The organism is Streptomyces sp. NBC_01264, assembly GCF_026340675.1.
Taxonomy (GTDB): Bacteria; Actinomycetota; Actinomycetes; order Streptomycetales; family Streptomycetaceae; genus Streptomyces.
Genome location: NZ_JAPEOX010000001.1, coordinates 6,877,615 through 6,888,940, shown reverse-complemented (window position 1 = coordinate 6,888,940; position 11,326 = coordinate 6,877,615). Strand labels below are relative to the sequence as shown.

Sequence of the window (11,326 nt, the reverse complement as noted above, 5' to 3'; positions counted from 1 at the left end):
CCGCTCCACGTCAAAAGAGAACCGGCCGGCCCGAAGGGCCGGCCGGTCGACAGCATCAGAGGAACAGCACCGGGGAAACGGCGTCAGGCGAAGACGGCGAGCGACTTCGCCTTGCCGCCCTTGCTCTCGACGAGCCCGAGCAGCTGCCCGTCCGGCCCGTAGACCGCGACCGCCTTGCCGGGCTCGTACTCGTCCGGCATGTCGATCCGCACGCCGTTCGCCAGCAGCGACGCCCGCCGGGCGTCGAGCTCCCAGCGCGGGAACGCGGCAGCCGCCGCGTCGCCGATCGGCATGACGGTCAGCTCCTCCTGGAGCTGATCGAGCGTGCGCGCCCGGTCGATCTTGTACGGGCCCACCCGCGTGCGCCGCAGCGCCGTGAGGTGCCCGCCGACGCCGAGGTCGGCGCCCAGGTCCCGCGCGAGCGCGCGGATGTACGTACCGCTGGAGCAGACCACGGAGACGACGAGGTCGACGACCTTGGTGCCGTCCTCGGCCTCCGCCTCCCGCATGTCGTACACCTGGAAGGAGGAGACGGTCACCGGACGGGCCGGGATCTCGAAGTCCTCGCCGTCACGTGCGCGCTTGTAGGAGCGCACGCCCTTGATCTTGATGGCGCTGACCTTGGACGGGACCTGCATGATCTCGCCGGACAGCTTGGCGATGCCCGCGTCCACGCCCTGTCGGGTGACCCCGGTGGCGTCCGTGGACGAGATGATCTCGCCCTCGGCGTCGTCCGTCAGGGTGTCCTGGCCCAGCCGGATGGTGCCGAGGTACTCCTTCTCCGTGAGCGCGAGGTGGCCGAGGAGCTTGGTGGCCTTCTCGACGCCCAGGACCAGCACGCCCGTCGCCATCGGGTCGAGCGTGCCGGCGTGGCCGACGCGGCGGGTCTTGGCGATCCCCCGCATCTTGGCGACCACGTCGTGCGAAGTGAAGCCGGACGGCTTGTCGACGATGACCAGGCCGTCCGGCGTCTTCCCTGCGTTGGTGCTCATTACGCGGATGCGTCCCCGTCTTCGTCGGCGGCGTCGGCGGCAGCGTCGTCGGCGTCGTCCTCATCGGGCTTCTTGTACGGGTCGGCGTCGCCGGCGTACTTCGCGCCCGAGGAGACCTCGCGCACCTGGGCGTCGGAGGTCCGCGCCTTCTCCAGGAGGTCCTCGATGCTCTTGGCGGTCTCCGGAAGGGCGTCCGCCACGAACGTCAGGGTCGGCGTGAACTTGGTCTGCGCCGCCCGGCCGACCGCGGAGCGCAGAACGCCCTTGGCGCTCTCCAGACCCGCAGCCGCACTGACCCGCGCCTCGTCGTCGCCGTACACCGTGTAGAAGACCGTGGCCTCCCGCAGGTCGCCGGTGACCCTGGTGTCCGTGATGGTCACGTGCGTACCGAGGCGGGGGTCCTTGACGCCGCGCTGCAGCTTCTCGGCCACCACCTCCCGGATGAGGTCCGCCAGCTTCTTCGCCCGCGCATTGTCGGCCACTGGTCCGTCTCCTTCTTCGTCTTGCGGTCAGTCTTCATCACCGTGGAGCCGCCGGCGTACCGACAGCAGCTCCACTTCCGGACGTGCCGCGACCAGCCGCTCGCAGCGGTCCAGTACATCCGAGAGGAACCCCGTGTCCCCACTCACCAGAGCGACCCCTATACGGGCCCTGCGGTGCAGGTCCTGGTCGCCCACTTCAGCCGCGCTCACAGAGAACTTGCGCTGGAGCTCGGCCACGATGGGCCGGACGACGGAGCGTTTCTCCTTCAGCGAGTGAACGTCGCCGAGGAGCAGATCGAAGGACAGAGTCCCCACGTACATGCAGTTCCGGATATCCCGCCGGTGCGGGTTCGGTGGCCTGCCGGCCGTCGCGCGGCAGGGTCATCAGAACCGTACACGCAACGGCCGGGGCCGATCGACGGATATTCCGCCGACCGGCCCCGGTGTTACAGCAGCCTACGAACTGGCTACGACTAGCTACGACACGGTGCGAACCGCCTCGCGCTTACGCGCGGGGCTTCTCGCGCATCTCGTACGTCGCGATGACGTCGTCGATCTTGATGTCGTTGAAGTTACCGAGGTTGATACCACCCTCGAAGCCTTCGCGGATCTCGGTGACGTCGTCCTTGAAGCGGCGCAGACCGGAGATGTTGAGGCTCTCGGCGATGACCTTGCCATCGCGCAGGAGCCGCGCCTTGGTGTTGCGCTTGACCTCGCCGGACCGGATGAGGACACCGGCGATGTTGCCCAGCTTGGACGAGCGGAAGACCTCGCGGACCTCCGCCGTACCGAGCTCGACCTCTTCGTACTCCGGCTTGAGGAGACCCTTCAGGGCCGCCTCGATCTCCTCGATGGCCTGGTAGATCACCGAGTAGTAACGGACGTCGACACCCTCGCGCTCCGCCATCTGCGCGGCACGGCCGGCCGCACGGACGTTGTAGCCGATGACGATGGCGTCGGAGCCCATCGCCAGGTTGATGTCGGACTCGGTGACCGCACCCACACCGCGGTGCAGGACGCGGATGTCGACCTCTTCGCCGACGTCGAGCTGGAGCAGCGAGGACTCGAGAGCCTCCACCGCACCGGACGCGTCGCCCTTGATGATGAGGTTGAGTTCCTGGACCAGACCGGCCTTGAGGACCGAGTCGAGGTCTTCCAGGGACACCCGGCGGACGCGCTTGGCGAAGTTGGCGTTGCGCTCACGCGCAGCACGCTTCTCGGCGATCTGACGGGCCGTACGGTCCTCGTCGACGACGAGGAAGTTGTCGCCGGCGCCGGGGACGTTGGTGAGACCCAGGACCAGGACGGGGGTCGCGGGACCCGCTTCCTCGACGTTGTTGCCCTTGTCGTCGAGCATGGCGCGCACGCGGCCGTAGGCGTCGCCCACGACCATCGTGTCGCCGACGCGGAGGGTACCGCGCTGGACGAGGACAGTGGCAACGGCACCGCGGCCGCGGTCGAGGTGGGACTCGATCGCAATACCCTGAGCGTCCTGCTCCGGGTTGGCGCGCAGGTCGAGCGAGGCGTCGGCGGTGAGGACGACGGCCTCGAGCAGGGAGTCGATGTGCAGACCCTGCTTGGCGGAGATGTCGACGAACATCGTGTCGCCGCCGTACTCCTCGGCGACCAGACCGAACTCGGTGAGCTGACCGCGCACCTTGACCGGGTCGGCACCCTCGACGTCGATCTTGTTGACCGCGACGACGATCGGAACGCCGGCGGCCTGGGCGTGGTTGAGCGCCTCGATCGTCTGCGGCATCACGCCGTCGTTGGCCGCGACCACGAGGATCGCGATGTCGGTCGACTTGGCACCACGGGCACGCATGGCGGTGAACGCCTCGTGACCCGGGGTGTCGATGAAGGTGATCTTGCGCTCTTCATCGTTGACCGTGGCGCTGACCTGGTACGCACCGATGTGCTGCGTGATGCCACCGGCCTCGCCCGCGACGACGTTCGTCTTGCGGATGGCGTCGAGGAGGCGGGTCTTACCGTGGTCGACGTGACCCATGACGGTCACGACCGGCGGACGCGGCATGAGGAATTCCTCGCCGCCCTCGTCCTCGCCGAACTCGATGTCGAAGCCCTCGAGGAGCTCGCGGTCCTCTTCCTCCGGGCTGACGATCTGAACGACGTAGTTCATCTCGCCGGCCAGCATTTCGAGGGTCTCGTCGGAGACGGACTGCGTGGCGGTGACCATCTCGCCGAGGTTCATCATCACGGCGACGAGCGACGCCGGGTTGGCGTTGATCTTCTCCGCGAAGTCGGTGAGGGAGGCACCGCGGGACAGGCGAACGGTCTCGCCGTGACCACGCGGCAGCATGATGCCGCCGACCGACGGGGCCTGCATGGCCTCGTACTCCTGGCGACGCTGGCGCTTGGACTTGCGTCCACGACGCGCGGGACCACCGGGACGGCCGAAGGCACCCTGCGTGCCACCACGGGCGTTGGGACCACCGGGACGCCCGCCGAAGCCGGGACGACCGCCGCCACCGGCACCAGCCGGACCGCCGCCGAAGCCGCCACCACCGGGACGGGGGCCACCGAAGCCGCCACCGCCGCCGGGACGCGAGCCCGGACCGGCCGGACGACCGGCGAAGCCGCCGCCCGCGGGACGACCGGCGCCACCGGCGCCGCCGGGACGGGGACCGCCCGCACCGGGACCACGGCCACCGGGGCCGCCACCGGGACGGGGACCGGGACCACCGGCAGCGGGACGCTGCGGCATCATGCCCGGGTTCGGACGGTTACCACCGGGGGCACCACCCGGACGCGGGGCGCCGCCCTGCGGACGGGGCATGCCGCCCGGGGTCGGACGACCCGCACCGGCACCCTGCGGGCGCGGAGCGCCGCCGGGGCCGCCCTGCGGACGGGGAGCGCCACCCTGACGGTCACCGGCGCCGGGGGCGCCGGGACGGGGAGCGCCGGCCGGACGGGGCGCCTGCGGGCGCGCCATGCCGGTGGAGCCACCAGAGGTGAAGGGGTTGTTGCCCGGACGGGGACCGGCCGGACGGGCGCCCTGCGGACGCGGCGCCGAAGCACCGGGACCGGCGGGACGCTCGGTGCGCGCCGGAGCGGCACCTGCCGGACGCGGGGCGCCGGGACGGGCGCCGGACTGGCCCTGGGCCGCCGGACGCTCGGGGCGCTGCTGCGCCGGACGCGGACCGGGGGTCGCGCCGGGACCGGCGGGACGGTCGGTGCGCGCCGGAGCCGCGGCGGCCGGAGCCGCCGGAGGCGCGGAGAACTCGGTCGCCACGGGAGCCGCCGGAGCGGGCTTCGGGGCGGCCGGAGCCTTCGGACCGGGACGCGGGCCGCCGGTGGCGGCCGGGGTCACCGGGGCGGGCGCCGCGGGGGCCGGAGCCTCTGCGACGACCGGCTTGGGGGCCGGTGCGCCGGGCTTCGGCGCAGCGGATCGTGCGGGACCCGGGGTCGGGGCCCCGGGCTTGGCGGGCGCCGCGCTGCGGGGCGCGCCAGGCTTCGCAGGGGCCTTGCCGGCGTTGCCGCCGGGACCCTGCAATGCGTCGGTCAACTTGCGTACGACCGGCGCCTCGATCGTCGAGGACGCCGAACGGACGAACTCACCGAGTTCCTGGAGCTTGGCCATGACGACCTTGCTCTCAACTCCGAACTCCTTGGCGAGTTCGTATACCCGGACCTTAGCCACTTCGCTCCTTTTAGGTCCGGGTTACGCCGGACCGTCTCTACTTCATGCTCGTACTCATCGCGTACTCATCGAGGGGTGCTCATCGCAATCTCGACCTACTTCCAACTCGCGAGGTACCTGACCGCACGGTGATCCGTGCCGTACTACGTGCTTACGGTGTCGCCTCGGCCTCATCGGCCACGGCATTGTGCAATTCCGCCGTGTCGAACGGTCCTGCGGACTTGAAGGCCCGGGAGAACGCCCTACGGCGGACAGCCTGGTCGAGGCAGACCACGGCGGGGTGCACGTAGGCACCCCGGCCGGGCAGCGTACCGCGAGGATCGGAGACACATTTGTCACCGACCGCCACGATGCGCAGCAGATCGCTCTTGGCCGCTCGCTCCCGACACCCCACACAGGTGCGTTCGGGGCATGCGCGAGCTTGCGTCCGGCCAGACACGCTTAAGTCTACCTCCCCGCACCGACCTCACCCCTTCGGGCGAAAAATCGAACGGATGTTGTCGTGATCACTAGTGCCGGGTCACGCCGCCGAAACCTCGGCGGCGGACGGCCGTGCACGTCGGGCAGGGCTCTTGTCGCCCCTGCCGTTCCTGTGTACCGCCCAGACAGCTCCGGGCGGTAGCGGTTTTATTCCCCGCGGCGGTCGTCGCGCCGGTCGTCCCGGCGGTCGTCGCCCCGGTCACCCCGGTCGTCGCGGCGCTCGCCCCGGTCGCGGTCGTCGCCGTCCGAGGGCTGCTCGGTGTCGGGACGGATGTCGATGCGCCAGCCGGTCAGGCGAGCGGCGAGGCGGGCGTTCTGGCCCTCCTTGCCGATGGCCAGCGACAGCTGGTAGTCGGGCACGGTCACCCGCGCGGACCGGGTGTCCCAGTCCACGACCTCGACCTTGCTCACCCGGGCGGGTGACAGGGCGTTGGCGACCATCTCCGCCGGGTCGTCCGACCAGTCGACGATGTCGATCTTCTCACCGTGCAGCTCGGCCATCACGTTGCGCACGCGGCTGCCCATCGGGCCGATGCAGGCGCCCTTCGGGTTGAGGCCGGAGCGGTTGGCGCGCACGGCGATCTTGGTGCGGTGGCCGGCCTCACGGGCGATCGCGCAGATCTCGACGCTGCCGTCGGCGATCTCCGGGACCTCGAGCGAGAACAGCTTCTTCACCAGGTTCGGGTGGGTGCGCGACAGGGTCACGGACGGACCGCGGACACCCTTCGCCACCCGCACGACGTACGACTTCAGCCGCAGTCCGTGCGTGTACTCCTCGCCGGGGACCTGCTCCTGCACCGGCAGCATGGCCTCCATCTTGCCGATGTCGACCAGGACGTTCTTCGGGTCCTTGCCCTGCTGCACGACGCCGGTGATGACATCACCCTCGCGGCCCAGGAACTCGCCGAAGGTCAGGTCGTCCTCGGCGTCGCGCAGACGCTGGAGGATCACCTGCTTGGCGGTCGTCGCGGCGATGCGGCCGAAGTCCGACGGGGTGTCGTCGAACTCCTTGGCCTCCTGGCCCTCTTCCAGGTCCCTCGGGTCCTCGGTCGCCCACACGATCACGTGACCGTTGGTGCGGTCGAGCACGACGCGTGCGCGCCGGAAGCTTCCCTCGGTGCGGTGGTACGCGATGAGGAGGGCCGACTCGATCGCTTCGACGAGCAGGTCGAAGGAAATCTCCTTCTCCCGAACCAGACCCCGCAGGGCACTCATGTCGATGTCCACGACTACGCCTCCTCTTCCTTCTTGTCCTTGCGGTTGAACTCGATCTCGACACGCGCCTTGGCGATGTCGGTGAAAACGATGCGGCGGGCGGTCGCCTTGCGGCCCTTCACGCCCGGGACCTCGAGGTCCATGCCCTCGTCGTCGACGTAGAGGATGCGGGCGATCACTTCCCCGCCGTCCGACGTCTGGAACTTCACGAGGCGGCCGATCGCCCGGATGTAGTGACGGTGCTCGGTCAGCGGGCGGTCCGCGCCCGGCGAGCTGACTTCGAGGACGTACTCGTCCTCGCCCATCGCGTCGGTCTCGTCCAGCAGGTCGGAGACCTCGCGGCTCAGCTCGGCGCACGCGTCCAGCTCCACGCCCTCGTCGGAGTCCACGATGATGCGCAGCATCCGGCGCTTGCCCGCCTTGGACGTCTCGATCTCCTCGAGGTCCAGGCCCTTGGCGGCGACGAGCGGCTCCAGCAATGCGCGCAGCCTGTCGCTCTGGGTGGTGCTCATCCGGGTGACTCCTCGGCCGCGTGTGCTGTTGTGATGTCCGTCGTGCGTCAGGTCAAAGGGTATCCGGTCGCGGAGGGTGTTGCCGTCCGCCCTGTGGACGGGGCCCCGGGTACCGTGATCACACCCTGCCGGCCATCACCCCCAAGGACGTCCCCGTGCCCTCGACCCTGCCGTCGCGAAGAGGCCTGCTCGCCGGTGCCGCGGGCATCGCCGGAGCCGTGCTGCTCAGCGGTTGCTCCGACGACGGGCCGCCCGCCGCGGACCCCGAGGTTCCACTCGAACGGCGGATGCGCGAGACGGCCGTTCGTGAGAGCGAGCGACTGCTGGAACGTTACGACGCCACGGCCGCCGCCCATCCGGACCTCGCGCAGCGCCTCGCACCGCTGCGCGCCTCGGTCGCGGCGCACACGGCGGCCCTCGCCGACGAGGGTGCCCCGTCCGCTTCCCGGTCCCCCTCCCCCGTCCCGTCCGGTGCCGAGGCCGCCGCTCCTCCCGCTCCCGGTGCCGCGCCGGTGCCCGCCGCGCCCGCCGACGCGCTGACCGCCCTCGCGGACGCCGAGCGGAGCCTGGCCGAGGCCCGGACGCTCACCCTGGCGGGCGCCCCCGGGGAGCTCGCCCGGATGCTCGCCTCGGTCGCGGCCTGCGGCCACGTTCACTCGTACCTGCTGACCTCGAACCCGGGAGCCTCCTCGTGACCTCCACGCCCTCTCCCGCCGGCCAGGTCCTGGAGGCGGCGCAGGCCGCGCTCGCCGCCGAGCACGCGGCCGCGTACGGATACGGCGTGATCGGGGCCCGGGCCGCGGCCGCCCGCTCCGCCGAGGCCCGCGAGGCGTACGGCGGCCACCTCGCGCGCCGCGACGCGCTCGCCCGCACGGTGCGTGAGCTGGGCGGTTCCCCGCGCCCCTCGGAGGCCGCGTACACGCTGCCGTTCACCGTGCGCACGCCCGCCGACGCCGAGCGGCTGGCCGCCGGGATCGAGGACCGGGTGGCGGGCGCGTACTCCGATCTGGTGCGCGCCGCCGAGGGCCGGTTGCGCCGCGAAGCGGCCGACGCGCTGAGCGCCGCGGCCCTGCGGGCGGCACGGTGGCGCGGTGTCGGCGTAGCCTTCCCTGGGCTCACGGAACGCGCGGACACACCGCGGAGCTAGCGCGCAACCATGCGCGACGAGCCCGGGCACAGCTGAAAGGGACCACGCACGCATGGCTTTCGAACCGCCGCAGCGGCTCGTACGGGCGCTCGGCGAGCTGCCGGAATCGGCGCACGTCCCGGACTGGCTGGGGCAGCTCCCCGGCCTGGCGCAGCGCGCGCTGGACCGGCGCGGGGTGCAGGCCCAGCGGGTGCAGGCCCCCGGCGGCCGCAGCAGCCTGGTCGTCCTCGTCCGGTACGCCGACGGCACCCCGGCGGCGGTGAAGCTGGCCCCGCCCGCGCTCCGGCCGGACCGGGAGCTGGCCGCGCTGGCGCACTGGGGCGGTTTCGGGGCGGTACGGGTCCTCGACACGCGCCATCACGAGGAGGACGGGGCGCTGCTGCTGGAGCGGCTGCACCCCGAGGTCTCGCTGCGGTCGCTGCCGGAGGCGAAGGCGCTGCTGGAGGCCTGCGGCACGCTGCGCAGACTGTGGGTGGCCCCGGCGCCGGGGCACGGCTGGGAGACGGTCGCCGAGCGGACCTCCGAGCAGGCCGAGGTGCTCCGCAAGGCTCCCCCGGAGACGGCGGAGCTGGCCTCGGCGGCGCTGGCGGCACGCGAGGAGCTGACGTCGGCCCCGGCCGAGGAACTGCTGCTGCACGGGAACTTCCGGCAGGGCAAGGTCCTCGCCGGTGAGCGCGCCCCGTGGCTGGCGGTCGGTCCGGACCCGATGGTCGGCGAGCGGGCGTACGACCTGGCCCGGCTGGTGCGGGACCGGATCGAGGACCAGATGGCCTCCTCCGCGGGGGCCGCGGGCGCCCGGCGACGGGTGAACAAGCTGGCCGACGCGCTGGAGGTGGACCGGGACCGGCTGCGGGGCTGGACGCTGTTCCGGGCGGTCGAGTCGGGCAACCGGGCCCTGGCCGCCGGGCGGCGGCGGGACGCGGAGCTGCTGCTGGAGTTCGCGGGCTGGTTGTAGGGCATAAGCCCTGTGGGGAGAGTGCCGCCCGGCAGGAGCAGGAGGCCGTCATGGTCGAGGAACTGCTGACAGCCGGCGCCGTCGCGGGCGTCGGGATCGTGGCCTATCTGGGCGCCGCCGCCCGTGTGGTGAAGCAGTACGAGCGGGGCGTGGTCTTCCGCCTGGGCCGGCTGCGGGGCGGCGTCCGGGGGCCCGGCTTCACCTTCGTGATCCCGGCCGTGGACCGGCTGCGCAAGGTCAACATGCAGATCGTGACGATGCCGGTGCCCGCCCAGGAGGGCATCACGCGGGACGGCCTTGTCACGTTGTCGGGGCAGGGTGAGATGATCTTCGGGTTGTCCGTCCGGTGAGGGGTGGGGTTCGTGTCGTCCAGCACGCCGTCGTATGCGAATCACCGTTACCCGGTGGAGATCATTTCGCACTGTGTGTGGCTGTACTTCCGCTTCCCCCTCAGCTTCCGTGAGGTGGAGGAGATGATGCTCGAGCGGGGCGTGATCGTCTCGTACGAGAGCATCCGCCGGTGGTGTCTGAAGTTCGGCCAGGCCTACGCCAACGCGCTGCGCCGCAGGCGCCCGCAGCCCGGCGACAAGTGGCATCTCGACGAGGTGTTCATCAAGATCGGCGGGAAGCAGAAGTACTTGTGGCGGGCCGTCGATGCCGACGGAAACGTCCTCGACATCCTCGTCCAGAGCCGGCGTGACAAGGCTGCGGCCAGGCGTTTCTTCCGTCGGCTCCTCACCTCCACCGGGCAGGTACCCCGGGTGGTCGTGACCGACAAGCTGAGGTCGTACGGGGCAGCGCACCGGGAAGTGATGCCCTCCGTGGAGCACCGTGCCCACAAGGGCTTGAACAACCGGGCCGAGAACTCCCACCAGCCAACGAGGCAGCGGGAACGCGCGATGAAAGGGTTCCGCAGCCCGGGTGGGGCGCAACGGTTCCTGGCCGCGTTCACCGGAATCTCACCCCACTTCCGGCCCCACCGGCACCTGATGACCGCCGGCGGCCACCGCTTCGAGATGATGATCCGCTTCACCGTCTGGAACCAGATCACCGGCAGCACGAGGAGCCTGCTTGCCGCGGCCTGAATTACGCCCTCTACCAGGCCCTGGCACACCCTGACGCGCAATCAAACGATCACGCCGCCGACAACGTGACAGTGCCCGCGGGACAACGTCACCGTGCGGGTGGACGCGGTCGTGTACTTCAAGGTGGTGGACGCGGCCAACGCGATCATCGAGGTCGAGGACTACCGGTTCGCCGTCTCCCAGATGGCGCAGACCTCGCTGCGGTCGATCATCGGCAAGTCCGACCTGGACGACCTGCTGTCCAACCGGGAGCAGCTCAACCAGGGCCTGGAGCTGATGATCGACAGCCCGGCGGTGGGCTGGGGCGTCCAGATCGACCGGGTGGAGATCAAGGACGTGTCACTTCCGGAGACGATGAAGCGGTCGATGGCGCGGCAGGCGGAGGCCGACCGGGAGCGGCGGGCGCGGATCATCAACGCGGACGCGGAGCTCCAGGCGTCGAGGAAGCTGGCGGAGGCGGCGGAGGTCATGTCGGAGCAGCCCGCGGCGCTTCAGCTGCGCCTGCTCCAGACGGTCGTGGCCGTCGCCGCGGAGAAGAACTCCACGCTGGTCCTCCCGTTCCCGGTGGAACTCCTCCGCTTCCTGGAACGCGCGGCCCCTGCTCCGGCGGCCCCTGCCGCCGCGGCCCCTCCGCCGGCGGAGGGGCCGCCCCCGGCTCCCGCTCCGGCGGTGGCTCCCCCGGCCACCACCGCGGGGCTCGGCCCCGGGGCGGTTCCGGAGCCCTGTCTGGACGGGTCCCCGCCGCCCTCTGCGGAGCCGGACGTGCGCGGGTAGGCGCTGCGCGGAGCTGTCCCCTA

General features: G+C 71.3%; 11 protein-coding genes and 2 pseudogenes. 6 read left to right on the top strand and 7 right to left on the bottom strand.

Annotated features, from left to right (window positions below):
- Positions 1-83 precede the first annotated feature (83 nt).
- The 7 genes from truB to rimP all read right to left on the bottom strand — a co-directional run bounded on the left by truB (position 84) and on the right by rimP (position 7,342).
- Positions 84-992: a tRNA pseudouridine(55) synthase TruB gene (gene truB, locus OG435_RS32285; RefSeq protein WP_266881409.1), complete on the bottom strand. Its 909-nt coding sequence runs from the start codon at positions 990-992 to the stop codon at positions 84-86.
- Positions 992-1,474, bottom strand: a complete 483-nt coding sequence (rbfA, locus tag OG435_RS32280) for a 30S ribosome-binding factor RbfA (protein WP_266881408.1) — start codon at positions 1,472-1,474, stop codon at positions 992-994. Before rbfA ends, truB begins: the two co-directional genes overlap by 1 nt.
- Positions 1,475-1,501: 27 nt before the next feature.
- Positions 1,502-1,795 carry a DUF503 domain-containing protein gene (locus tag OG435_RS32275; RefSeq protein WP_030161467.1) on the bottom strand — a complete coding sequence of 98 codons (294 nt, stop codon included), beginning with the start codon at positions 1,793-1,795 and terminating at the stop codon, positions 1,502-1,504.
- 184 nt (positions 1,796-1,979) lie between these two features.
- Entirely contained in the window at positions 1,980-5,135 is a 3,156-nt protein-coding gene (infB, locus tag OG435_RS32270; protein WP_266881407.1) for a translation initiation factor IF-2, read from the bottom strand.
- A 151-nt stretch (positions 5,136-5,286) separates the two neighbouring features.
- On the bottom strand, positions 5,287-5,574 hold the full coding sequence (locus tag OG435_RS32265) for a YlxR family protein (protein ID WP_266881406.1): 288 nt from the start codon (positions 5,572-5,574) through the stop codon (positions 5,287-5,289).
- Positions 5,575-5,762: 188 nt separating this feature from the next.
- Positions 5,763-6,842, bottom strand: coding sequence for a transcription termination factor NusA (nusA, locus tag OG435_RS32260; protein WP_266881405.1), 1,080 nt, complete (start codon positions 6,840-6,842; stop codon positions 5,763-5,765).
- A gap of 2 nt (positions 6,843-6,844) precedes the next feature.
- A complete protein-coding gene (gene rimP, locus OG435_RS32255) occupies positions 6,845-7,342 on the bottom strand; it encodes a ribosome maturation factor RimP (protein ID WP_266881404.1) in 498 nt (165 codons plus the stop codon).
- A 155-nt stretch (positions 7,343-7,497) separates the two neighbouring features.
- On the opposite strand from rimP, the gene OG435_RS32250 reads away from it, so the two are divergent.
- From OG435_RS32250 to OG435_RS32225, 6 genes and pseudogenes are all read left to right on the top strand, one after another.
- Positions 7,498-8,037 carry a hypothetical protein gene (locus tag OG435_RS32250; RefSeq protein WP_266881403.1) on the top strand — a complete coding sequence of 180 codons (540 nt, stop codon included), beginning with the start codon at positions 7,498-7,500 and terminating at the stop codon, positions 8,035-8,037.
- Positions 8,034-8,489: a ferritin-like domain-containing protein gene (locus OG435_RS32245; protein ID WP_266881402.1), complete on the top strand. Its 456-nt coding sequence runs from the start codon at positions 8,034-8,036 to the stop codon at positions 8,487-8,489. Before OG435_RS32250 ends, OG435_RS32245 begins: the two co-directional genes overlap by 4 nt.
- 52 nt (positions 8,490-8,541) lie before the next feature.
- Entirely contained in the window at positions 8,542-9,444 is a 903-nt protein-coding gene (locus tag OG435_RS32240) for an aminoglycoside phosphotransferase family protein (protein WP_266881401.1), read from the top strand.
- Between the two features lie 50 nt (positions 9,445-9,494).
- Positions 9,495-9,743 (top strand): annotated as a pseudogene (locus OG435_RS32235) (SPFH domain-containing protein); the annotation flags it as partial.
- Between the two features lie 63 nt (positions 9,744-9,806).
- Positions 9,807-10,529, top strand: coding sequence for an IS6 family transposase (locus tag OG435_RS32230; protein WP_266881400.1), 723 nt, complete (start codon positions 9,807-9,809; stop codon positions 10,527-10,529).
- Positions 10,530-10,607: 78 nt separating this feature from the next.
- Positions 10,608-11,303, top strand: a pseudogene (locus tag OG435_RS32225) (slipin family protein); the annotation flags it as partial.
- Between the last annotated feature and the right edge of the window lie 23 nt (positions 11,304-11,326).